Origin of the sequence: Bartonella sp. AA97HXZ (assembly GCF_042196985.1) — a bacterium.
Classification (GTDB): Bacteria; Pseudomonadota; Alphaproteobacteria; order Rhizobiales; family Rhizobiaceae; genus Bartonella.
This window is the reverse complement of record NZ_JBHIRC010000004.1, coordinates 95,476-120,973: the sequence shown is the minus strand read 5'-3', so window position 1 is coordinate 120,973 and position 25,498 is coordinate 95,476. Positions and strand designations below refer to the sequence as shown.

Here is a 25,498-nt window from a genome sequence, read left to right as displayed (position 1 = left end):
ATTTTTCTCATTGCTATAAATTTGTTGGGTGCCATGCATAATTCGAAAACAAAATCTATTTCTACGTCTTCTTTTTCTGATGATAGTACGGAAGGTGCATCAAGAGAAGATTTATCTGTTAAGATTACTGAGATATTTCCTTATCCGGAAGTGTGGAAAAAGGCATTTGCTCTCGGAAAAAACGTCCGTTTCACGAGAACCCCAGAAGTTGAGATTTTGCGTCGTCGTATAGAAACAGATCCAGTTTTTGCAAAACAGTTTAAAATTTTTACGAAGCAAGATCAAAAAAAAATTACAGATACAGATATTGTACGTTGTAACAAGAAAACAACAAATATTCTTTCGACAAAAAAAGTCATTAATCCTCAATCAATAGAGAATAAAACATCAGTTTGTCATTCAACGGTTTTGAAGCAGTTGTCACGTCAAACTACTCGTATGCCGTCAGCAAATATTCCACTTGAGGAGGATAAACAAGAACATAAATTACAAGTGGAAAATGTGCTACAAAAAATAAAACCTGCGTTGCATCTTTCTGATGATGCATTTTTTGAGTGTGAATCTTTGATATTTGAGCATGTGGAGACTCAAATATCAAAAGAGGATGGAACATCAATTGACACGACAAATGAAATTACACCGGATATTCCCACAGCCTTTGATGAGTCAATAACTGCTCTTTACCGTGTTCTTGAATACCGCTTTCCACAACTCTATGATTCAATTACATCAGAATCTCCAGCGGAAAGGATGCGAGGTGTTGAGAAAATTTCTGATTTAATGCATACAAATAATGATACTACTAAAGAGTGTCATTCTAAGCTTTCTGTTGAAGATTTTGCTCATACGTTAAGTAATACAGGGGCGTTAAGTGATGCAGGGGCTAGTATAGAGACTGAAAATACCAATAATATTGTCGCCAATAATACTGTTGATTGTATAAACAAAGCCGTCAAAAAGAATTCAAAAGATTTTTCTGTGATGCAAGCAAACAGTAAAACTAAAACATTGCAATCTACTCGTATGCCATTAGGTAATTATGATTCTGCGTTTATGCAAAATATTCAATCTATTGACTGTGATGTTTATGAATTTCCTCCGATCAACTTATTACAGGAACCTGTTTTTCATGAAGGTACGATGATTCCTCAAGAAACATTAGAACGTGGTGCTGGACTTTTAGAAAGTGTTTTGGAAGATTTTGGCATTAAGGGTGAAGTTATCCATGTTCATCCAGGGCCAGTGGTAACAATGTATGAATTTGAACCCGCTGCGGGTGTAAAATCATCACGCGTTATTAATCTTTCTGATGATATTGCGCGTTCTATGTCTGCTATTTCTACACGCGTTGCTGTAATTCCTGGACGGAATGTTATCGGGATTGAGTTACCCAATGCGGTTCGTGAAACCGTTTATTTACGGGAATTAATCCAAACACGTTCTTTTCGTGAAAGTGAATTTAAACTTGCTCTTGCTTTGGGGAAGGGGATTAATGGTGAACCGGTCATTGCAGAATTAGCAAAAATGCCTCATTTATTGGTTGCAGGAACAACAGGATCAGGCAAGTCTGTTGCAATTAATACAATGATTTTGTCGATTCTTTATCGTATGACACCAAAGCAGTGTCGTTTGATCATGGTTGATCCTAAAATGTTAGAGCTCTCTGTTTATGATGGCATTCCACATCTTTTAACACCCGTTGTCACAGATCCCAAAAAAGCAGTAACAGCTTTAAAATGGGCGGTTCGTGAAATGGAAGAGCGTTATCGCAAAATGGCTAAGTTGGGTGTGCGTAATATTGATGGTTTTAATGCACGCGTTGCACTTGCCGCTCAAAAAGGCGAAACGATCATGTGTACTGTTCAGTCGGGTTTTGATAAGGAAACAGGGGAAATGCTTTATCATGAAGAAGCCATGGATCTCACGCAGCTTCCTTATATTGTTGTGATTGTTGATGAGATGGCTGATCTTATGATGGTGGCAGGGAAAGAGATAGAGAATGCCATTCAGCGCTTAGCGCAAATGGCGCGTGCGGCAGGTATTCATCTTATTATGGCAACGCAACGTCCTTCTGTTGATGTTATCACAGGTACAATTAAAGCGAACTTTCCTACCCGCATTTCTTTTCAAGTAACATCAAAAATTGATAGTCGTACGATCTTGGGTGAACAAGGTGCTGAAACGCTTTTAGGTCAGGGGGATATGCTTCATATGGCTGGTGGTGGACGCATTGTGCGCGTTCATGGACCTTTTGTTTCTGATGAAGAAGTTGAATCCATCGTTGCACATCTAAAAATGCAAGGTAAACCTGATTATTTAGCAACGGTAACAGATAATGAAGACGATAACAAAGAGGATACTTCTGCTGATTCAGCTGCTGGAAATTCTGAGGAAGAAAATTTTGATGAAGAGGGTGAGGAACTTTATAACCAAGCTGTAAAAATTGTTATGCGTGATAAAAAATGTTCAACATCTTATATTCAGCGCCGACTTTCAATCGGCTATAATAAAGCAGCTTCTCTCGTCGAGCGGATGGAAGAAAAAGGCATTGTTGGAGCCGCTAATCATGTTGGAAAACGTGAAATTCTACTCAATGAAGGAAAATAAACAAACACATTTAAAAATATGCAATTTTTTAAATATCTGACAGTCATTATTTAAATGTGCTTGTTTTATTTTTTATATAATATTAAAAATTTAAATGGAGAGTAATAAAGAAAAAGCGATCTTTTGTATTAAGACTTCTGATAAGGTAAACAAGCTGATATCAAAGGAGATTATGAGATATTTTTAACATTTCTAAATGATCTGGAATATAAAGAAATTAAACAAATCTTTATATGAGGACAGATGATTTGTGTTCTCTTTTTTACAGAGAAATTTTTTAATAAAATAGTGCGGTGGCATATTTTTTGTTTTTTCTTTTGTAGCGATTCTAATGAAAGAAAGATCTTTGGGAGATTATTGAGAGCATCATAAGAAAAATGCCCAATATGCAAGTTCTGTTGCATAGGATACTTTAAAGCGTCACGCTGAATTTATTATCATTTGATATTATTGGCTCAAGAAAGATGTTCTTACGAGAAGCTTTATTTGAAAAAGAGATTTTTATAATGCAGTATATTGATTTATAGTAATTTATCATTATTCACAGTGAATAAAAGTCTCAAACATTGTAAGATTTTCTCATTTCAAATCTGTTTCTGTTGAAACAATTAAAAACATTTTCTTGCGTATCATAATAATGTACGAGTAAAAAAGTTAAAAAATAAAAAGGCTTCTTATGAACGCCTTCAAATGCCGAGAACTATTGGTAACATTAGGGGCTGAAATTAGTATAATGATGGTGCTAACAAGCTCTTTTATAAGCATAAAAATGGTAGTGCACAATGCCTTGATATCCTCTATAGGGACCTTTACATTACACCATTTACGGATACTATCGTAAAATAAGCTTGCGGATCTTGAGAGATATCTTTTCAAAACAGGCGCATGAATGCGTAAAATAAGTGTATTCTTTTTGAGTACTATTTATGCGAGGGAGATGTTACCATTATTGTAACAAGATTTATTACAATAATGGGTGAATAAGCAACAAGAGCTGGAAGCTTCTTTTTATTCTTGTTTTGTTGATGAAACAGTCAAAATTTTGCTACAGACAATTGATATGAGATATCAAGTTATTTTAACCAGAATAGATAATTGTAAACAAATTAGCATTATTCATTTGAGAGTAAATTCAACACTTTTTAGTTTTAGTTATGCCATTAAAAGCAGATGAGTTAAAGTTAAATACAAATGAATTAAAATGTCAGCAAGAAGCTTTTCGTTTTACACCAGAGCTTTTGCCACGGCCTTTTACGTGGGAAATCGATCACAATGGTTTGTTTTGTGAAGTCTCAAAAGAGCTAGCTGAAGTTGTTGGTCCTCTCTCTTCTTCTATTTTAGGGTGTAGTTTTCATGAGCTTGCTCATCAATTTAATGATGATCGATATCTGGTTCTCAGTCGTTTTATTGAAGCGGCTATGCCTTGGAGTAAAGAGATTGTTCAATGGCCTGTTGATGGTTGCTTACAATGGCTTGATGTTGAATTGTCAGCTTTGCCAATTTTTGATGTTAAAAAGCAGCTTAAGGGGTTTCGTGGCTTTGGTGTTTTAAAAATACAAAAAAAAGTCCAAGAAAAAAGAAATGAAAAGCTAGAAACAGAAATGCCATGTCTTACGGAGATAGAACGCTCAGCTTTTCGTGAAATTGCAGAGCAATTGCGTGATGAATTGAATTCATCGGTAAAAGAAGAAAATTTAGTTGAAGAAACAGCTATTCAGTTACCATATGCACAAACATTGCCGGTAAATGCTATAGAACAAGCTCTCGTAAAAGAGCCCGCTGCAGTTTTATCATTGTTGGATACAGCAACAAATGGTGTTTTATGGTTGGATGAAGAGGGCTTTGTTCAATCAGCGAGTAGGGCAGCCTTAGCATTAATGGGTTATGAAATAAATGAACTACGAGGACAACCATTCTCTTCATTATTTACTTTGCAAAGCCGACTTTTGGTTGAAAAGTATTTTAAATCAATCCGTATGGAGGGAAAAAATCAGGTTTTAAATCGCAGTGAAACCGCTGATTTAATGACAAAAAATCATAAAAATATAACCGTTTTGATAACGATTGTATTTTTGGCAAAGCAAGGCAATTATGCTGTTATGTTGCGTGATAGGACACAAACAGTTCCATCAGGAGAAAAAAAAGCAGAAGAGGATAAAATCGTTGGAGTTGTTCATGAAATACGAACACCTTTGAATGCTCTTATTGGTTTTGCAGAAATTATGAGAGAAGGCCGTTTTGGTTCGATAGAAAATGAGCGCTATCATGGATATTTACGCGATATTATTTCCTCTGGAAAACATATATTATTGCTTATTAATCAATTACTAGAGTGCTCCAAGATAAATTATTCTGGTTCCGATAACCAGATTGATTCTTCCCTTATTTCTGAAACATTTGATGTAATATCTTGTTTACGTGCGACGATAGCTTTTCTTGAAACTCAAGCCAATCAGAATGGCATTATCATGCGTATTGTTGCTCCACCCCACGTTCCATTTATTCCTGTATCACAACAAGTGTTTCGCCAGATTATATGGAATCTTCTTTCCAATGCTATTCGTTTTACACCTTTGGGTGGACAGATTATTGTTCACGTTTCTTATAGAAAAGAACGTGTAAAAATTTCAGTGAGTGATAATGGTATAGGGATGAACGAAGAAGAGATTATACAGGCACTGCAACCTTATGGTCAAGTAGAGCGCAAAGATGGACGATCTGGTGATAGCGCTTTTATGGGAACAGGTTTAGGCCTCCCAATGTGTAAAGCAATGGTGGAAGAAAGAGGGGGACAATTTTTACTGTTCTCAAAACCCAATCATGGAACAATTGTGGAAATGTTTTTTCCTCGTGTTCCATGATGTAAATCTTGCATAAAATTATTTTTTCTTAGCCAAAAGATCTCTAATTTCTGTTAAAAGTTGTTCTTCTGAAGACGTTTTTTTGGGGCTTTCTTCTTCTTTTCTACGAATTTTATTCATAGCCTTAACGAATAAAAAAAGAACCCAAGCAATAATGAGAAAATTGATAAGTAAAGTAATAAAGTGTCCATAGCTAATGGTTGCTCCAGCTGCTTTGGCGGCACTCAATGTTGCTTGTTTTTCGCCAGCAAGTTGAATAAACATATTAGAAAAATCAATCCCACCTGTAATCAGCCCAATGATTGGCATAAAAATATCATTGACAATTGAGTTGACCAAGCTACCAAAAGCACCCCCTATAATCACACCGATAGCAAGATCAATCATATTACCTTTTAGGGCAAATTCTTTGAATTCTTTAAGCATTGCGTTTTCCCCTTTATATAAGCGATATACGGTAATTTACTTACCGCTTTTGATGAAAAAGGAAAGGGCAGATTTTATTTTTAGGATTATATTACGATATTAATATTATTTTCAAAGAACTTTATAAGGTTTAATAAAGAGCTTTAGGGCTCTATTTGAATGTACATAGAATATTTCCTAGAAAAAAGCTTTTTTGATAAAAACTATATCTGCTTTTTCAACAGAAAGTAGAAAACTGTAGCTTAATTTATATAATTTCCTCAAGATCTTTATGATAACATTAAAAAGAGAGATTTTTACACAATACTACAAAATGAGTAGTGTTGAAAGTTGAGCTATCAGAAAGCTTTTCAAATGAAGTGCATATATTAGCATAACATTTTGTCATAAAAAGAGAATTTAGGAATAAAAAATATATTTCAGCACTGATAGAAGAAATAGATAGATGAGACAGGAGTAAAACTTATAATTTAATTCCTCTTAATTTAGTAAGCGATAATAGCAATTAGGAGGGCATTATGGCTTATCTAAAAGCTATTTGTATTGGGTTACATGAGCTAAAATGGCGATAATTCGGATGGAAGAAACACATTTCATCTGCTGGAAGATTGTATCAGTTTATAAATAGCAGAGCTCTAGGGTTTGCAAGATCATTTTGGTTTGGAAGTCGTTGGTATAATGTTTGAGTTCAATAATCAACTGTCATTACTTAAAATATATGTTAGGCAGAGCACTTAATAGATGCAAAATTGTATTTAATACATCAGAAATGGTAAAGAAAACAACGCAGATTATCAATAGAGTACAAATTGATTGAACAATCTGTTGCTCATAAATAGTGCAACAATAGTATGAATTTAGATGATTTTATGAACCATGTATCCTATAAATGCTAGGAAAAAATAGCTTTATAGAACAAGCTTTGTTTCTATTGAAAACAATATTACACAAAGGAACTTTGGGAATAGAGATAATTTGCCTGCATTTTTAAGAAAATTATGAGCGTGCCTGCATAAGACGTCATAAAACCATGACTATGGTAAGGGCCATTGATGTTTCAATTCATGCTGAATTTTATAAGATTAGGATTCATATTTTAATCTTTAAAAAATGTCGAAAAAGAGAAACATTTTTTAAGAATAAAAAGTTCTTTACATAATATAACCAATATAAACATGTATAACTATTATGTGATGAGTTTTCTTCTAGAAGGGGAATATTATTTGGATAATATGCTTGCTTTGATTGGAAATCTTTTGTGTTAAAAGGTAGAGGTGAGGTGCGATGGATCATTTTTATGTTGTGGAGAAGAATTGATGAGTTTTTTTCGTTGTATTGGCCGTTCTGCCTTATTTATGTTGGATCCAGAGCAAGCACACGGTTTAGCGATTCTTGGGCTGAAAAGTGGATTAAATGGTTGTCAAAAGGTTATCGACAAACGTTTGTGTGTAACTGTTGCTGGTCTTGAGTTTGAAAATTTTATTGGTCTTGCAGCGGGGTTTGATAAAAATGCAGAGGTTGTAGATGGTATTTTTCGGTTAGGATTTGGTTTTACTGAAATTGGGACAGTGACACCAAAGCCTCAGATTGGAAATCCTAAACCACGGCTTTTTCGTTTAAAAGAAGATGAAGCGATTATTAATAGAATGGGCTTTAATAATGACGGACATCAAGTTGTTTACAATAGATTGCATGCGTGTAAAAAAACTGGTGTTATAGGAGTCAACATTGGAGCCAATAAGGATACGGTCGATAAGATTGATGATTATACAGTTGGTATTGCTCATTTTTATGATGTTGCTGATTATTTTACGGTTAATATTTCTTCTCCTAATACACCAGGTTTACGTGATTTACAGGCCCGTGACAGTTTGCATCTTTTGTTGAGTGCAATTTCGCAAGAGCGAAATGAGCAAGAGAACAAGCACGGATTCTCCATTCCCATTTTTTTAAAAATTGCTCCCGATTTATCAGAGAAAGAATTAGATGATGTTGCTGAAGAAATAAAACTTTCTGATTTTAATGGGCTGATTGTTTCTAACACAACTCTTTCACGCCAAGGTCTTAGTAATAGTCACTTCCGTAATGAAGAGGGTGGGCTTTCTGGACGTCCACTCTTTGAGCGTTCTACTATTATGCTTGCAAAAATGCGTCAAAAATTAGGGAAGGAGATTGCAATCATTGGCGTTGGCGGTGTAAAGGATGCACAGACTGCTTTGGAAAAAGTAAAAGCTGGTGCAGATTTGATTCAATTATACAGTGGGATGGTTTATGAAGGTCCAGATCTTGTCATAACTATTCTGCAAGAGATTTTGCAGATGATGCAACAAGATGGCGTTGATAACATAAAAGGCTATCGTGATCATAGTCTTGAGCATTGGGCAAAATTTCCTTTGTAAAAAACGCTTTTTTCTTCACAAAAAATTGCGAGATTTTTTTAAAGGGGCTTGCAAACTTTGTTGATTTTCCTTATGTCACATAAGCATAAGAATAAATGTTTACGAAATCGTGAACAGTTATGATACATTTTCTTTTTATGCGGTTGTAGCTCAGTTGGTTAGAGCGCTGGTTTGTGGCACCAGAGGTCGTAGGTTCAAATCCCACCAACCGTACCAAAAAATTTTATTGAAAATACTGAAAATGGATATACAAGACGAACAAACGGCTCACTGAGGATCTTTTATCAATGACTGTAGTTGCTTGGGGGCATAATATTGTACAAAAAAAACGCATGGCATAAAGTACAGAAAACCAATAAAGGCGCATTGCACTTCTCTTTTAAGAACTGGGCATCTCCTCTTACCTTAATGCGTTCTCATTATGCATCCTTTACACAAGACTTGCGATGGAAAGACTTTACGGAAAAAATCAATGTGTTTTGTTTAAAAGATCCGAGCTTAATATGCCCTTCAATATGGAAGGGTATTTCACAATGTTTGTTGTGATGAAGCAATTGCTCTCTCTTGGCATGCCTCTGGCTGTTGGGTTTATCTCTCAGATGATGATTTCCTTCACAGATGCAGCGCTTGTAGCGCATTTAGGCGTGCAAGCCTTGAGTGGTACAATGTTAGCTCTGAGTATATTTAGTTTTGTTATGTTGTTTGGGCTAGGTATTATTACCGCGGTTGCACCAAAACTTGCGGAAAGTTTTCGTAGACAAGATAGATATGCATTGAAGGCATGGTTTGATCAAGGAATATGGCTTTCCCTTTTGATTGGAATGATGAGTGCGATCATTTTACTCAACACGAGGAATATTTTGTGTTTTCTCGGCCAAGATGGGACAATTGCCAATATAGCGCAGGAATATAATAGTGGTGCTGCTATAGGGGTGGTGTTTTTTTATCTTTATGTGAATAGCCGGGGATTACTGTCAGCAATTGGTAATCCAAAGCCGTTAACCTGGGTTATGCTTGCGGCTATCCTTGTGAATTTTCTTATCTCTTGGCCGCTTATTTTTGGTATAGGTTCTATAAGCGGATTAGGTGTCTTTGGTGCAGGAATTGCGAGCAGTTTGATCCGTATTTTAATTGTTATTGCAGCAGCAATAATTTTGTCCCGCAATTCTGCTTTTCATTCTTTTCGCTTTAATTATTTGAGACAAAAGTTAGAGATTTCACGAATAATAAAATTGCTGCGAGTAGGGCTACCCATTGGTATACGTATTCTTATTGCGGAGGGCTTTCCTTCGTTCATTGCATTCATGATTACGGCTTATGGGGTCGAATCTTTGGCCGCACATACGATAGGGATGCGTCTCGATATGCTTATTTCTGTGGTGGCTTTGGGGATTTCCAGCGCAGCCGCAACAATAGCAGCGTGGTATAGAGCAGATAGGAATAATATGGCTCTAAAACAATTGCGTATGAATGTCACTGTTTTTGCTGTAACTTATGTCTTGTTTTTATCAGGGATTGTTTATCTCTCTTATGGATTCATCCTTACAACCATCTTTAATATTTCTTCAGAACGCGTTGTTGTTTTCTCTTGGAAATTGCTTCCGTTCATTTTATTGTCTTTTGCTTTTGGCACTTTAGGTGCTATGCTCAATGGCATACTTGTGGGCTTGCTTGATACGTTTTGGTCAACAATTGTTGTAGCAATAAGTTATTGGGGGTTAGGCCTATTTGGGGGAGCGCTAATGGCGCATTTTTTTGAATATGGCTTTATTGGCTATTGGTTTGGCATGATTGGTGCAAGCTTAATCGTTTCTATCTTTAATTATATGCGCGTGGGTTATTTAATAAAATGCAATCCTATGTTTGGGGCAGAGTGAGTGTTATAAAAGCGCTTGTAAAGCACTAGCTGTGAAGGCTTAGCTACTCATCGTCCATAGAGGCTGTTTTACTTCTATGGAGATAACAATATAGGTTACAAAACTTGCTTAATATTGAAAAGAAGTGTCTTTGATTGTAGTCTCAATATTATTTATTGAGTTTTTAAAATAATATAGGTTTATTAAAATCATTCGGCTACAATTTAAGAGTAAGTTCGGTAGATTGGAAGAGTTTAATACCTTAAAAAATGACGAGAAAAACGTGCTTATATTCATACGCCGTTGAGGAGTCATTTAAAAAAGTTATTGTTTTTATAAGTTATTACCATTGCGATGCTAAAGTGTATACATTTGTCAAAACAATCGCAGACGCTGACGATGTTATTCTTGCAAGCCCTGTTTATCACAGGTCTTATTCAGAGACTTTGAAGAACGCTTTTGATAATTTAGATTGTGATGCTTTTTGGGATAAAGTTGTTGGTCTTCTCTCTCATGGCAGTACAGCAAAAAATGCGCTACTGTCATGTAAATATTTGGTACCAGTTGTGCATACGCTTTATAGACAAGCTCTGCAATATCAAGTTGCTTCGGCTAAAGATGATTTTGTGTCTGAGAATGCAGTCCGTACATGGAGATTGAACAGTGAAGATGTACGGGCTCGCTGCGCACATCTTGTTGATGAAATGTATAAATTTTAAAATAATAAGGGTGGAGGATATGATCAAAAATGATAAGAAATACCGTTAGTTAGTCGTTGGTAGTACAGGAATATTGGCGCCCTTTTGCCGGTCATGAGGGCTGAACAACGTGATTATCGCAGCGCGTTTTTATTCTCATCAATCCAAAATTGAGCTATTTCAGACAAGGGCTAAATGTATATTTTGGAGATTATTATAAGCCATAGACACAATTTTTAAAAAGGGTACCACTATGGACGGGCTTGAAATATTGCATATTATGGAGGGCATTCGCCTGCACATGTATTTTTGTGTAGATTGAGATTGAGCGGTTGGCCTTCTTACCGAAGCCTCTGCGTATTGTTCATGTTTTTGGTTCTAATGCAGAGGATAAAATAATCTCTGGATGTGCGCATCATAATAAGATGGATTCTACATCTGTAAAATTAGGTCGGAAAAGGCGATCATAGAGCTGACGGTGGTCAATAAGAAAAGTGTTTATGATCATGAGATTTGTGAGAGCCGTATTGAGAAAGAGTTTGCGCAAAATCTCGATAATGACTCTGATGTAAGATTGTTTTTTTAACTGCCAAGAAGTTTTAAAATAGCCACTCCCATTGGTTCTTATACGCCTGATTGGATGTTTTTTTAGAGTGAGATGGCGCACAAAAGCTTTATTTTGTACTGGAAACAAAAGGAACGAATAGCGAGTTTGATTTGCGCCTTAAAGAAATGCTGAAGATTAAATGCGGCAAGGCGCATTTTACCGCTCTTGAGACTGGTGTGGTGTTTAACGAGGCACCGGTGATGAGTTGGCGCGATTCTAAGCGGGGATGGTGGTAGAGAGAGTGGGGCTGTGGTAAGAGTGGGCGGCACGAATGACGCTGTCTTTAGTTGCGTACCGCCAAGCTAATTTTGTGCTTTGCGAAATTCGCTAAGGCTTTTGGACGTACTGCGTTTACCGCGTAATAAAATCTTATGAATATCATGCAGAAGGCGCGCGCAGAAGGGGGTGATTACGTGACTAGCTTCCCAATGCCGTAATTAAGTACAGCCACATAATGAGATAGCTCTTCAATATCATTAGTCACACTGATACTTTTTCTTTATTTTCAAACAATAATAGGTCAGATGGTAACGGTTATGTCCTTTCTATCTGAGAAAAGAGTAGCACCGCTTGCGTATATGCACGAGTAAAAGTCAATCAACATTGGTCTGAGGTAAAACCGCCAATTATTTCTAATACACCTAAGGATTTCATAGCTTGCTCTAACGGTTTATATAAAGCCGCCCTTTTAAAAGGTGGATTGGGTGGAAAATTTATTGGGATATAGGCTTTATGAATCTCTCGAACTAAGCTTTCTACTATGCAGGCCCTAAGGCGTGATTGCATATATGGTCGCATCTGTTGCTGCGTTGTGTAGGCAAAGATCCTAAACTAGGAAAGGAGGGCTGCTCTTTTGATTACAAAGGAAGAATACGGCGCGTAAGTGCAGCAAAATGTATTTTGAGGAGCAGTAAAGGGGTGAGGCATTTGATGTCCAGCGGGTAACGGATTAACTGGAGTATAAGTGGGTATTGCTAGGGCGGAGTTTTTGGTTAAGAATTGCACTTCGTACGCTATAAGCTCTCTGCATCTTTCATATAGGCGTTGGATCATCGCCCAATGCAACGTAAAGGGGCTGTTTTGTCTTTAGCGCTTGTTTGGCTGCTTCTATAGTGCCGCTGGCTCTATCAGCCACTATGGTGATAATTTTCTCGTCCAAAGAACAGATCAATCGATTGCGTAATAGGGTATGTGTGCCTTTTTTGACCGTGTCTTTTTTAAAAAGCAGCTGTTACCTCGTGGCAGGATTGGGTGTGTTTATATGATCAGCCTGCCAAAGAAAAGGAAGCGTTATCGCGATAGCCACCAATAGGAGCCCAGCGATAAAGGTGGCAGCAAACTGCAATGATATAAAAGAACCAAGGACGCCGACCAAAAAGCTTCCGACCGGCGTTCCAGCATAGCCTATCACTCGAAAAGCAGAATTAGCTCGCCCGAGAAGTTGCTTTGGTGTGAGGCGCTGCCTGAAGGCGGTAACACCAATAAACCATAAGCTTGCTCCAACGCCAGCGATAAAGGTGACGCCCCATACGACGACAGCACTTTTTGAAAAGGCTGGAACCAGCAGTAAGACAACCGTTCCTAAACCGTCAGTGAGAACAGCTAGGCGCACCGGTGCATAACGTATACGCGGTGCAAATAGGGCACCTGCCATTGTTCCAAGCGCGTAGGCTGCAAACATCACGCCATATTGGCTGCTATGTAGGCCCAGATACCGACCGTCGGTAACGAAGAAGATGAACGAGGTTAGGAATGCTCCAAATACCACCGATAGAAAGAATGTGAGTAATGTAAGGGAGGTAAGATGCCGATTTGAAAAAATGAAATGAAAGCCGGCAATGATATAACGGAAAGTGATGTTTTCTTTATCAGGTGTTGGCGATGTCGGAACAGCATGGCGAGCGGTAAAAATCAATGCGATAAAAAGCACGATTAACAGGCCGAGAAATAGCAGTGTGCTATGCGCTAAAATGCTGCTTGTTATGACAGGGGCAAGAAAATAGGAGACCCCGAAATCTAAAAACAAGACAATTGAGTAGAAGGTCATCAATCGCTCTCCCTCCATGATAAGTGGTGGAATCGTCATTATATAAGCTTCGGCAGAAACGACGATGAATCCAGCAATGGTTGCATAGAAGAAAATTTGTTCGGCTGGAGTAATCTGTATCATGAGCAGTATGAACAGGACAATATGCAGTAGCATGAAGATGAAGAGAGCTGAGGTGGCAAGTTTTATTTTGTCGCAGCGATCAAGTAAAACGCCTGCAAGGATGCCGAAAATTGGCCACGCTAATGAGAAGAGACCTTGCGCCCAACTTACTCCAACTACGCCATATCCAGATTGTCTTGCTAATAGCGGGATGGCAGTGCGCAAAGCACCGCTGAGTAAGGCGAGCAGACTAACGGTGAGGCAAAAATAGCGTATGTTCTTGTTGGCAAAAAGCGTGAACATTCTGTTCTCCTTAAGATGCCACACAGATTTCCGCTGGTCCATCAAGTACGGCGGTTGTATTCAGCATGTTTGCGACATAGTCGTCCAAGATATTCCTGTCTTCCTGAGGGAGAAGAAAATACATAAGGTTGGAATACCATTGCCAACCACGCTGAGTCAGCTGGAGATCGTTATCACTTTCTGCGATGAGACCTGCACCTATAAGTTGCTGTAGGTTATTGTATACGAAAGAGGGGAGTGCGGTCCAGTCAATTCTTTCTTTTTTGGCGTAGCCGTTATAAGGTAGCCGCATACACAAAGCCTTGGAGGCTTGTTGCTCCGCTGATACCCAATTGTAGTACACTTTTGATTTGCCTTTAAGTTGTATGTCGGTAATATATTCGCTTCGACTGGGATTGGCGCGTGTGACGAGTGAGCCAAGAATCGACTGTGCTGACACCCCAAAGCCAACCACATAATCATCATGATAACCATGCAAATATTTGTGATAGCGGAAATAATTAGCTGAACTCGTTTTAGCGAGCGTTAGAGGAGTGTTATTGGAAATTTTGATATAGGAATGCCCATTACACGGCGCATAGCCGCAGCTGCGCATAACGATGTCGCTAAATAATCGAAGCATCTGTCGATGTTGTAGGCTGGACGGTTTCAGCCCTTTTTGTGCGTAAGACTTATGCAGTTGCGACGTGATAGCCAGATTGTTAATTGCATAGAGGTTGATGGTTTCAGGGTGAAGCTCGCTGGCTTGCTTCAAATCGTATAATAGTTCTTCGGCTTGCTGGCTGTGTATGCCATATAGTAGGTCGAAACCGACATGTCCAATTATCTCTTGTGACCAAGCCACGGTATTGTTGATTTGTTCACGTGTTGAGGTGAGGTTAAACAATGATCGGAAACGCTCAATGAAACTCTGTATACCGAAGCTGATCCGGTTAACGCCGATCTCACGGGCAGCATAAAGTTTATCACGTGTGACGCTCTTCGGTTCGCTTTCCAGTGTAAATTCGGCTAAGGAAGAGAGCTCAAATTCGGCATGCAATACTTTTCCGATGTGTCGGATATTATCTGCGGACAAAAGCGACGGTGTGCCACCCCCTATATAGATGCTGCGGATGGGACCTCTAAGCGAGCGAATGAAATTTCCTTTGTTTCTGATCTCTGTGGTAAGCGCTGAAATATAAGATTCGATTTGTTTAACGTGCTTGTAGGCCCCTTTCTGAAAGGGACAGAAGGAACAGATGGTTTCGCAAAAGGGAATATGCAAATAAAGAGAAATGGTACGCGCTTGTGGAATCTGCTTACTGTGCGCTAGTTTATTAAAGTCTAGGTAATCGTAAAATTCATTTGAAATAGTGCGAAATAACGGATATGTGAAGTTGTAAATCGGCTTGAGTTGATCGAACTTCACAAAAGGATGATCCACGAGTTGCATAGCTTACCTCCCCCAATTTCTTAACTCGCACTATATTATTGACGGGCGACTGGTGACCCAATCACCCGAGTGTATTACCAAAGATTTTCACGGAACATAATGAATCCTCCTTTTGTAGAAGTTATATGTATTATACATATAACTTCTTATATGAACAGGCCAGCTTGTTTAAGAGGCAATGTAAAGATAAAAATATAAAAAAACTTTCTCTTTCAGCCTTATGGTCTGATATTGTAATTGGTATCCTGTTTTACGTGGTCCGGCTATGAATGCCTAGAGCGAGAAAAAGCAGGGTATTTTAATGGATGTGCGGGGCATCATTGTTATGTTGTTAGGACTTGGAATTTGCGTCTGGTTATGAAATATCATTAGCGCAAAAAGATGGTTTTAAAGGTAGAGATACATTTTTTATATCCCTGTAAAACTTCGAGAAGAGATAGAATTATCCTATTAGAAAACATATAAATATCCAGTGTGATAATATTATCGAATTACATGACATCATCACTCTTGCACGCCATTTTGATATATTACCTAAAATCTCATTGAGATTGTGCCATGTACTGGCAAACGGGGATAGATCGTGTTTTGGTATGACTGCGGCGAAGTTACGTGCCGCATTATCTTTGCTAGAATCCAATAGGATTAGGCTTAATGGGGTGCCTTTGCATGTGGGCTCTAATTTGAATTCGACTGAGTTAATAGTATCCACCTTAACTAAGGCTGGAAAGGATATTTACGCATTGAAGGATCAAAAAAGTTTTATCAGTCTAGGCGGAGGATATCCGACTTCCACAGCGTTTTGCGATGCCGTGACGGTCAATGACGAATACCCTCGTAAAATTTATGAGGCATTATCACAATTGGGTTGTGATTTACATAAGCTTACGGTAATTATTGAACCTAGGCGTATTATATCTAAAGATTATGGTTATTTATTTTCAAATATTAGCTCTATAAAAGAGCAGAATGGTACGAACTTAATTATAATCTGGGCTCTGGGGATGTGTACTTAGTCTGCCCAGTATCACGAGATCATAAGTCAAAGTATGTGAAAGCAACTGATACAAAATAGATTTTACGATGGTGGAAGATCGACGATAAAGGACGTTAGTTAAAAGGAAATTGATATTATTGTGTTCTCATATCCTGATTTTTTGGCTTTTTAGATATAAATAACACACCTCCTAGTGGGCTGGAGACTATCAAATGTTGGATCACGCATGGCGCAATTAGCAAAAAATCCTATCTATTGGATTTGGTATGCTCTACTGGATTCTCAGCTCTAAATATTGTGTGCGAAGTGCAATGTCAAGCGGTGGGAATTGATATAAGTGCAGAGTCTGTACCATCCACTCAGAACAAGGTTGATAGCTCTGTTATGCAGACGATGGTTAAGTTTCATGTCGGAAATGCTGGGCGTATGACTTATCCTGAAAATACATTTACGCATATTATGGCGGGGTGAGTGTTTGTAAGCACTAGCTGTAAAGGTTACTCACCATCCTAGGGTGTTTACTTCTATGTGGATAACAATAGAGTTACAAAACTTGCTTCATATTAAAAGAAAAGTTTCTTTTCTTTTAATATGAAGCATTGCTACAACCAAAAGGAAATTAAATATCTCGCCTTTATTATTCTCGTCAATGTTTGCTTATATATGATTATTTGAATCGGAATTAGGTTACGTACAATATGGTATTTCTCGCTGTTTTATATAAGGAGAAGGTTCGCATCGATGTATCGGGTGCAATATCAATTTTTTCACTATGGTGATAGGATAGCTTTTTGAGCGTAAAGTTCTTTTACCTTGATAGATCTTATAGTATTCTTCAAAAATATCAGTTGATAAATTTTTTTCGTGTCGTTTATGCATGGGCTGATACAATAAGAATAGGACTTGATTGTTTTTAAAGTTGGTATGTTATGGCTGTAAAAAATGGTAAACAAACGAAAAGTAAGAATTTTAAACCTGTCTCTCGTTTTCTCAAAAGTTTACGTGGTGTGCGCAATTGGGAACAAGTTTCACAATGGCTTGCTTTTCGTAAGGTAGAGGATATTGAATGTATTACGCCTGATCAAGCAGGGGTACCACGGGGCAAGATGATGCTTTCTAAAAAATTTACATCGGAAACATCATTGGCATTGCCTTCAGCAGTTTTTATGGCAACAATTTCAGGGGATTATCCTGAAGATGGTCATGGTTTTGAATATCCTAAAGCAGATGGTGATTTACGCCTTGAGCCTGATCTTTCTACGTTAAGCATTGTGCCATGGGAAGATGCTCCTACGGCACAGGTGATTTGTGATCTTGTGTATCAAAATGGTCAGGTTGTGGATTATACACCACGCAATGTTTTACGAACGGTGGTTCATTTTTACACAAAAATGGGTTTAAGCCCTGTTGTGGCACCAGAAATTGAGTTTTATTTGGTACAAAAAAATCCCGATCCTGATTATCCGTTAGTTCCACCGGTTGGTCGTTCTGGGCGTTCAATTGGTGGTGGACAGGGGTATTCCATTGCTGGTGTTAATGAATTCGATGATTTGATTGATGATATTTATCAATTTTCAGAGGCACAAGGATTGGAAATTGATACCCTCATTCATGAAGAAGGAGCAGGACAGTTTGAAATCAATTTACGTCATGGTGATCCTATTGAATTAGCGGATCAAGTTTTTATGTTTAAACGAACAATTCGTGAAGCAGCACTAAAACATAATATGTATGCAACTTTTATGGCAAAACCCATTCAAGGGCAGCCGGGTTCTGCTATGCATATTCACCAATCGGTTGTTGATAAGAAAACCGGTATGAATATTTTTACACAGGAAAATGGTGAAGAAAGTATCTGTTTTCGCCATTTTATTGGTGGATTGCAAAAACATATGCCAGGCGTACTTGTGATGCTTGCGCCTTATGTGAATTCTTATCGACGTCTTGTCCCTGATAATTCGGCTCCTGTTAATTTGCGGTGGGGATATGATAATCGTACTACAGCTTTTCGAGTTCCCCGTTCTGCTCCTCAAGCGCGACGTGTTGAGAATAGGCTTCCTTCATCAGATGCGAATCCTTATTTAGCCCTTGCGGCTTCTTTAGCGTGTGGTCTTATTGGTTTGCAACAAAAAATTGAGCCGGATGAGCCAGCGATAAATAATGTAAACGCTGATAATATTGAGTTACCGCGTGGGCTCATTGAGGCAGTCAATTTGTTTGAACAAGATACAGTGATACGTGCTATTTTAGGGGATGTGTTTGTCAGTACTTATGCTGCAATCAAACGACAAGAGTTTGAAACTTTTATGGAAGTAATCAGTCCGTGGGAGCGTGAATATCTCCTGCTGAATGTTTAAATTTTATGACGATGATTGATTATAATTCAATTTCTCCAGGAATTTCTTGGTATGAAGATGCTTTAAGAGAACGTCCCTCTTATCCTTCTTTTTGTGAAAACAGACAGTGTGATGTGGTCATTATTGGAGGCGGATTTACGGGTCTTTCGGCTGCTTATCATTTAGCCAAGGCTGGAGTAGATGTTGTTTTATTTGAAGCATCACGTTTTGGTAATGGTGCTTCAGGGCGCAATGGTGGACAGCTGGGAACAGGGCAACGGCAATGGGTAGAAACATTAGAAAAAAAGTATGGTTTTGAGCGAAGTAAGGCTCTATTTGATTTAGCAGAAGAAGCTAAAAGAGATATTTTAGCTTTATGCGCAATGCCTAATTGTCCTTGTGATTTGATAGGAGGACAGCTTTCTGTAACTCATAAAAGGCGTGAGCTTCTCTCTTATCAACAGCATATTGAGGCGATGCAGCGTTATGGCTATCACGCGCTTACTTTTATGGATAAGGCTGAAACATTTGAGCGACTTGGATCAACTTTTTATTGTGGTGGTATTTATGATGCGGATACCGGTCATATAAATCCCTTAAAATTGATTATTGGGTTGGCAAAAAGAGCACAAGATGCTGGTGCTAAGCTTTATGAGAAGTCACAAGTAACGACCGTAAGGCGCAAGGGAGCACATTGGAAAGTAATAACAGAAAAAGGTAGTGTAACAGCAGAGCATGTTTTACTTGCAACAAATGGGTATAAACTTGGTCTGGAGCGTTTTATTGAAAAAAATATTGTTTCTATTCGCTCTTATATTGGAGCAACGGACCCATTACCAAAGCATAGTTCAATTCTTATAGGGGGGGAATCGGTTGATGATTCCCGTTTTATGGTTCGCTATTTTCGCAAAAGCATTGATAATCGTCTCTTATTTGGTGGTGTAGAAAGTTATGATAATAAGCATCCTCTAAATTTAGATGAACGTATAAAACGGCAAATTGTTGAAATTTATCCTCAATTACATTCTATCAATTTAAGCCATCGGTGGGGAGCAACGGTTGCCATCACAGTTGAACGCATGCCCTATGTTCGCCAAATTTTTTCAAGGATGACTTATTGTGGTGGTTATTCAGGGCATGGCGTTATGCTGGCTCCTTTCGTGGGAAAATTATACGCAGAATGGTTAACTGGAAAATATGAACGTTTTTCCTATTTCCAAGACTTAAAGATTTCATCTTTTCCGGGAGGAAGAGTTTTGCGTTATCCGCTTATATTTTTAGCAATGCGTTGGTTTTCTTTATTGGATCGCCTTTAATGGAAACATTGCTTGAAATGAAGAAAATTAATGGCTTATTTAGTATCTGTCTGCTTTAATGATGAAAGCTTTTATAAGTGATATGGGATTTCATAATCGAATAGAAAAATAAACAAGTTCATGGTGCGTAAAATTATTCCAGTTTCTTCCTTTGATTGTTTTGTTTTTGGTGGCAATGGTGATCTGGCGTTGCGCAAGCTTTTGCCGGCTTTGTATCATTGTCAGTGTGCTGGGCAATTCAGTGAGCCAACACGTATTATTGGGGTTTCGCGCACTTCTTTAAGTCGTGAAGAATATCAAAATTTTGTCCGCATTTCTTTAGAAAAACATATCCATCCAAAAGATCTCAATTCAACAGAACTCAATCGTTTTCTTGCACGTTTAACTTACGTTTCTGTTGATGTTACCTCAAATCGAGGGTGGGAGGATTTAGCCCTCCTTCTGTCACAAGATTCAGCGGATATTCGAGCTTTTTATTTGGCTGTTGGTTCGTCACTTTTTGCTGATATTGCGATGAAGTTGGAAAAAAATGATTTGGTGACACCACAAACACGGATTATCATTGAAAAACCAATTGGTTGCGATGTAAAAACAGCGGTTTCACTTAATGATGTATTTGCAAGTGCCTTTAATGAAGAGCAGATCTTTCGTATTGATCATTATCTTGGGAAGGAAACTGTTCAAAATTTAATGGCATTGCGGTTTGTTAATACACTTTATGAACCGCTATGGAACTCCAATTATATTGATCATGTTCAAATAACCGTTGCTGAATCTTTAGGGTTAGAGGGCCGTACAGAATATTATGAAAGCACTGGTGCTCTACGCGATATGGTTCAAAACCATATGCTACAATTACTTTGTTTGGTTGCGATGGAAATACCATTTACCAACAGTGCTAATGCTGTGCGCGATGAAAAACTTAAAGTTTTACATTCTTTAACACCGCTTGATGTCCATAATGTAGGGCAGCATACTGTACGTGGGCAGTATCTTTCTGGTCTATCAAATGGTATATCGGTAGAGTCTTATTTTGATGATCTGGGAAGAGTGAGTAAGAGTGAAACATTTGTAGCACTTAAGGTTAAGATTGATAACTGGCGTTGGGCTAATACGCCTTTTTATTTACGAACAGGTAAGCGCATGTTCACGCGAATGTCTGAAATTGTTGTGGTTTTTAAACCTATTCCTCATAATATTTTTAATGTGGATTTAGATGAAATTTTTTCTAATCGGCTTGTAATTCGTCTCCAACCTGATGAAGGTGTAAAACAATGGTTGATGATTAAGGATCCAAGTTATGGCGGTATGCGGTTTCGTCACATTCCATTAGACATGAGTTTTTCTTCCGCATTTTCTGAACGTAATCCTGATGCTTATGAACGTTTATTAATGGATGTTATTCGTGGAGATCAAACACTGTTTATGCGTCGTGATGAAGTTGAGGCTGCTTGGCGTTGGATTGATCCAATCATTGAGGGATGGGAAGAAATAAAACAGCCTGTTCACAGTTATAACGCTGGTTCATGGGGGCCGTCTGCTTCGATGAGCCTCATGGAACGTGATGGGCGTATATGGAACAATTTAGTTTAGAGCAATAAGTATGTATAGAATGAATATTGACCGTTTAGATTTTGAAACCCCTCAGACTTTAGCCTTGGCATTAGCAGATCGAGTAGCAGCAGAACTTAGTGTATCTGTTCTTGAGCGCAAGAGAGCTGTTTTAGCGGTGTCTGGTGGTAAAACACCAGAATTGTTTTTTCATTATTTGTCAAAAGCGGATATTGATTGGCAAAAGATTATTATCACGTTGGTCGATGAACGTTTTGTCCCTACACACGATGAACGTTCAAATGAACATATGGTACGGTGTCATTTGTTACAAAATTTTGCCGAAAAAGCACGTTTTGTAGGGCTTTATCATAAAGCAATTACTGCTGAACTTGCTGCTTTTTCAGCGGCGAGTCGTGTTAATACTTTGCCTAAACCCTTTGATGTTGTTGTTTTAGGAATGGGGGAGGATGGACATACGGCTTCTTTTTTTCCTGATGCTGATCGTTTAAAGCAAGCGCTTGATTTACGAACACAAGCACTTGTTTTACCCCTTCATGCTAAGAGTGCTGTTGAGCCAAGACTCTCACTAACTTTGCCAGTTATTATGCAATCTCGTTGTATTATTCTCCATTTTGAAGGTTTTCAGAAACGCGATTGTTTTGAAGAGGCTTGTCAAGACGGGTCTGAAATAGAAATGCCTATTCGGGCAATTTTGCGTAATTCCCCTCATCTCGTTCAGGTTTATTGGTCGCCTGCAGAAAATGAAATAAGTGAATCAAAATATGCGACACAAGGTGAATAAAAACGTAATCTCTCTCAATGAATGAGGGGCAGCAACAATGAAAGGGGGAGAGAAATATGGCACTTTCCAAGACAATTGCCACAGTTACACGAAGGATTTATGAACGGTCTCAATCAACACGAGAAATTTACTTAGATCGTATTGCAAAAGCACAAGTTCATCGCCCCAAACGGAGTTTTTTAGGATGTGCCAATCAGGCTCATGGCTTTGCTGCTTGTGGTGCAATAGATAAAGAGCGTTTGAAGGGAAATATCGTTGGGAATATTGGCATTATCACGGCATATAACGATATACTTTCAGCACATCAACCTTTTGAAAAATTTCCTCACTTAATTAAAGAGTCGGCCCGTATGGTTGGTGGTGTTGCACAGGTTGCAGGTGGTGTTCCCGCGATGTGCGATGGTGTTACGCAGGGAAATGCGGGGATGGAGCTTTCCCTTTTTTCGCGTGAAGTAATTGCAATGGCAACAGCTATAAGCTTATCACACGATGTCTTTGATGCAGCATTGTATCTTGGGGTGTGTGATAAAATTGTGCCAGGTTTATTGATTGGTGCCCTAACATTTGGTCATTTACCAGGAATTTTTATAGCAGCTGGTCCCATGACAAGTGGTCAAGGTAATGATGAAAAAGCGAAGATACGTCAACTTTACGCGGAAAATAAAATAGATCGCCAAACACTTTTAGCATCAGAAGCACGTTCTTATCATGGGCCAGGAACATGTACATTTTATGGAACAGCTAACTCTAATCAGGTGATACTGGAGATGATGGGGCTTCATATGCCTGGAGCTTCTTTTATTAATGCGAATACACCGTTGCGTGATGCTTTAACAAAAGAAGCTACGAAACGTGTACTTGAAATGACAGATCTTGGTGATCATTATAGTCCACTTGGTATGATCATTGATGAGCGTTCTTTTGTGAATGCCATTGTAGGATTAAATGCAACAGGAGGTTCTACCAATCATGCGATTCATTTGATTGCTATGGCTGCTGTTTGCGGTATTAAATTGACATGGCATGATATTGCAGAAATTTCATCCGTTGTGCCTCTTTTAGCGCGCATTTATCCTAACGGTTTAGCAGATATTAATCATTTTTACGCTGCGGGGGGAATGGGATTTATTATTCGCGAGCTTATCGAGGCAGGCTTGGTCCATGAAGATGTTTCTACGGTTTTTGGTAAAGATCTCAATGCTTATGCAATTGAAGCAAAGCTTTCTGCTGATGGTCATGTGGTGCGTGAAGCGGCTCTTAAGGAAAGTGGTGATCATAAGGTGTTAGCGGGGTGGAGAAAGCCATTTCAGCTTGATGGTGGTCTTCGTGTTTTATCAGGAGATTTGGGAACAGCTATTATAAAAGTTTCCTCTGTTAAACCAGAGTATTGGCAGATTAAAGCACCAGTCTTTGTTTTTAATGATCAAGAGGAACTACAAAAATCTTTTAAATCTGGAGTGTTGCATAATAAAGACTTTATCGCTGTCATTCGCTATCAAGGACCAAAAGCCAATGGTATGCCAGAGCTTCATAAATTAACGACCATTTTAGGCGTTTTACAAGATCGCGGTCAAAAGGTAGCATTGATAACCGATGGGCGTATGTCAGGAGCGTCAGGAAAAATTCCTGCTGCTCTCCATGTGACACCAGAAGCAGTGGATAATGGCCCCATTGCACGTTTGCAGGATGGTGATATTGTTTTTCTTGATGCTCATGAGGGTAAATTAACCCTTTTGGAGGATTTAGCAAAATTTAACGCGCGAAAAATCATATCTCCGGATCTTTCAAAAAACGAACATGGTGTTGGACGCGAACTTTTTCATGTTTTTCGTCAATCCGTTAATCGTGCAGATCAAGGGGCATCTGTTTTTATGACATGAAAAATGCAAAAATAAATAAGCTGAATCATATACAATTAAACCATATACAAGGAATTGTTACAATTTTTAGAATTTTGGTATAGGCAGATTGTATGATCGTGCGGCCGCTTTGAGTGTATTAACCATAAGCATGGCAATTGTCATTGGTCCAACGCCTCCTGGAACAGGGGTGATCGCAGCAGCTTTTTCTTTTACGTTTTCAAAATCGACATCACCAACAAGACGTGTTTTCCCTATACCTTTTTCTGGTGCAGCAACGCGGTTAATACCGACATCAATAACAATTGCACCATCTTTTATCCAGTCTTTTTTAATCATTTGTGGGCGGCCTACAGCTGCTACTAGAATATCAGCGCTTCGACACACATCATCAAGGTCACGGGTACGACTATGGGCAATTGTCACAGTGGCATTGGCTGCTGTTAAAAGGGCAGCCATAGGTTTTCCAACAATATTAGAGCGTCCAACAACGACAGCATCAAGTCCAGATAAATCTCGTCCACAGTGTTGTTCAATCATCATCATGGCACCAGCTGGAGTGCAGGGAATCATCGCATCTTCAAGTGCGTTTGCCGCGAGTTTTCCTACATTAATATAATGAAAACCATCAACATCTTTTTGGAAAGCAACGGCTTGTGTTATGCGATTTGTATTCATATGAGCAGGGAGAGGCAGCTGTACCAAAATACCATGAATTTTGGGATCAGAATTTAATGTTGTAATAAGTTGAAGGAGATCTTTTTCTTGCGTTTCTTTGGAAACGACATGTTTGATTGAAAGAAACCCACATTCTTCGGCTTTTTTATTTTTTGAGGTGACATATACTTGACTTGCAGGATCATCTCCAACGATAATAACAGCGATACTAGGTTGTATATTATAGTGATGGCGGAGCTTTGCTGTTTCGGCCTTAACTTTCACAATAATCTCTTCAGCAAGTTTTTTTCCGTCGATAATATTATTCATTCAGAGATCCTTTCGGTAAGGCTGTTTGTTTTTTTTGTAAAGCATTTTCTAATAATACGATAGAGTTTTATAGCAATATTCATATGAGAACAGTAAGAATGGTTTTATAATGTTGTGGATTTATAGTTTTGAAGACTTTTAAATAATTGCTTTATAAAGAAGCAGCAACATTGCTGTTTGAATAAATTTTGGATAAAGAACAAAAATAATGAAGATACAAAGTGGATATAGTGAATTATAGGATTATAAAAACTTTTTATGATCATTTAAGTTTGTTTTTAATCTGTTATAGGGGGATAAGTATAGAGG

The 25,498-nt window shown here is 38.3% G+C and carries 18 protein-coding genes and 1 tRNA gene; 15 read left to right on the top strand and 4 right to left on the bottom strand.

Translation table 11 applies throughout. The annotated features are described in order from the left end of the window. The first annotated feature begins 33 nt into the window (after positions 1-33). Positions 34-2,607, top strand: a complete 2,574-nt coding sequence (locus ACFINE_RS03945; RefSeq protein ID WP_375621119.1) for a DNA translocase FtsK — start codon at positions 34-36, stop codon at positions 2,605-2,607. Between the two features lie 1,154 nt (positions 2,608-3,761). Further along, positions 3,762-5,468: an ATP-binding protein gene (locus ACFINE_RS03940; protein ID WP_375621118.1), complete on the top strand. Its 1,707-nt coding sequence runs from the start codon at positions 3,762-3,764 to the stop codon at positions 5,466-5,468. Positions 5,469-5,486: 18 nt separating this feature from the next. Here ACFINE_RS03940 and mscL read toward each other — a convergent pair whose 3' ends face one another. Continuing rightward, positions 5,487-5,894 carry a large conductance mechanosensitive channel protein MscL gene (gene mscL / locus ACFINE_RS03935; RefSeq protein ID WP_026500234.1) on the bottom strand — a complete coding sequence of 136 codons (408 nt, stop codon included), beginning with the start codon at positions 5,892-5,894 and terminating at the stop codon, positions 5,487-5,489. A gap of 1,316 nt (positions 5,895-7,210) precedes the next feature. Here mscL and ACFINE_RS03930 point away from each other — a divergent pair. From ACFINE_RS03930 to ACFINE_RS03905, 6 genes are all read left to right on the top strand, one after another. Further along, complete coding sequence (locus tag ACFINE_RS03930; RefSeq protein WP_375621117.1) at positions 7,211-8,293, top strand: quinone-dependent dihydroorotate dehydrogenase; 1,083 nt, start codon at positions 7,211-7,213, stop codon at positions 8,291-8,293. 139 nt (positions 8,294-8,432) lie between these two features. After that, positions 8,433-8,509: transfer RNA gene (locus tag ACFINE_RS03925), tRNA-His, on the top strand. Between the two features lie 317 nt (positions 8,510-8,826). Next, positions 8,827-10,170, top strand: coding sequence for an MATE family efflux transporter (locus ACFINE_RS03920; RefSeq protein ID WP_375621116.1), 1,344 nt, complete (start codon positions 8,827-8,829; stop codon positions 10,168-10,170). Between the two features lie 341 nt (positions 10,171-10,511). After that, positions 10,512-10,868, top strand: coding sequence for an NADPH-dependent FMN reductase (locus ACFINE_RS03915; RefSeq protein ID WP_375621115.1), 357 nt, complete (start codon positions 10,512-10,514; stop codon positions 10,866-10,868). Between the two features lie 457 nt (positions 10,869-11,325). Continuing rightward, complete coding sequence (locus ACFINE_RS03910; protein WP_375621114.1) at positions 11,326-11,433, top strand: hypothetical protein; 108 nt, start codon at positions 11,326-11,328, stop codon at positions 11,431-11,433. 131 nt (positions 11,434-11,564) lie between these two features. After that, positions 11,565-11,690, top strand: coding sequence for a hypothetical protein (locus ACFINE_RS03905; RefSeq protein ID WP_375621113.1), 126 nt, complete (start codon positions 11,565-11,567; stop codon positions 11,688-11,690). A 995-nt stretch (positions 11,691-12,685) separates the two neighbouring features. On the opposite strand, the gene ACFINE_RS03900 is transcribed toward ACFINE_RS03905, so the two are convergent. After that, the gene (locus ACFINE_RS03900; protein WP_375621112.1) at positions 12,686-13,906 is read right to left on the bottom strand and encodes an MFS transporter; all 1,221 of its coding nucleotides are present in this window, start codon (positions 13,904-13,906) and stop codon (positions 12,686-12,688) included. 10 nt (positions 13,907-13,916) lie between these two features. Next, on the bottom strand, positions 13,917-15,338 hold the full coding sequence (locus ACFINE_RS03895) for a coproporphyrinogen-III oxidase family protein (RefSeq protein WP_375621111.1): 1,422 nt from the start codon (positions 15,336-15,338) through the stop codon (positions 13,917-13,919). Positions 15,339-15,787: 449 nt separating this feature from the next. Here ACFINE_RS03895 and ACFINE_RS03890 point away from each other — a divergent pair, with 449 nt between their 5' ends. The 7 genes from ACFINE_RS03890 (at position 15,788) to edd (ending at position 24,223) form a co-directional block, all read left to right on the top strand. Beyond that, complete coding sequence (locus ACFINE_RS03890; protein WP_375621149.1) at positions 15,788-16,354, top strand: hypothetical protein; 567 nt, start codon at positions 15,788-15,790, stop codon at positions 16,352-16,354. A 155-nt stretch (positions 16,355-16,509) separates the two neighbouring features. Then, positions 16,510-16,806 (top strand): class I SAM-dependent methyltransferase, encoded by a 297-nt coding sequence (locus ACFINE_RS03885; protein ID WP_375621148.1) that lies wholly within the window; start codon positions 16,510-16,512, stop codon positions 16,804-16,806. 458 nt (positions 16,807-17,264) lie between these two features. Continuing rightward, the gene (locus ACFINE_RS03880; protein ID WP_375618430.1) at positions 17,265-18,692 is read left to right on the top strand and encodes a glutamine synthetase family protein; all 1,428 of its coding nucleotides are present in this window, start codon (positions 17,265-17,267) and stop codon (positions 18,690-18,692) included. A gap of 11 nt (positions 18,693-18,703) precedes the next feature. Continuing rightward, complete coding sequence (locus tag ACFINE_RS03875; RefSeq protein WP_375621147.1) at positions 18,704-19,987, top strand: NAD(P)/FAD-dependent oxidoreductase; 1,284 nt, start codon at positions 18,704-18,706, stop codon at positions 19,985-19,987. A 120-nt stretch (positions 19,988-20,107) separates the two neighbouring features. Further along, on the top strand, positions 20,108-21,580 hold the full coding sequence (gene zwf, locus ACFINE_RS03870) for a glucose-6-phosphate dehydrogenase (protein ID WP_375621110.1): 1,473 nt from the start codon (positions 20,108-20,110) through the stop codon (positions 21,578-21,580). A gap of 10 nt (positions 21,581-21,590) precedes the next feature. After that, positions 21,591-22,343 (top strand): 6-phosphogluconolactonase, encoded by a 753-nt coding sequence (pgl, locus tag ACFINE_RS03865; RefSeq protein WP_375621109.1) that lies wholly within the window; start codon positions 21,591-21,593, stop codon positions 22,341-22,343. Between the two features lie 56 nt (positions 22,344-22,399). Beyond that, positions 22,400-24,223 carry a phosphogluconate dehydratase gene (gene edd / locus ACFINE_RS03860; RefSeq protein WP_375621108.1) on the top strand — a complete coding sequence of 608 codons (1,824 nt, stop codon included), beginning with the start codon at positions 22,400-22,402 and terminating at the stop codon, positions 24,221-24,223. A 66-nt stretch (positions 24,224-24,289) separates the two neighbouring features. On the opposite strand, the gene folD is transcribed toward edd, so the two are convergent. Beyond that, positions 24,290-25,189, bottom strand: a complete 900-nt coding sequence (folD, locus tag ACFINE_RS03855; RefSeq protein WP_375621107.1) for a bifunctional methylenetetrahydrofolate dehydrogenase/methenyltetrahydrofolate cyclohydrolase FolD — start codon at positions 25,187-25,189, stop codon at positions 24,290-24,292. Between the last annotated feature and the right edge of the window lie 309 nt (positions 25,190-25,498).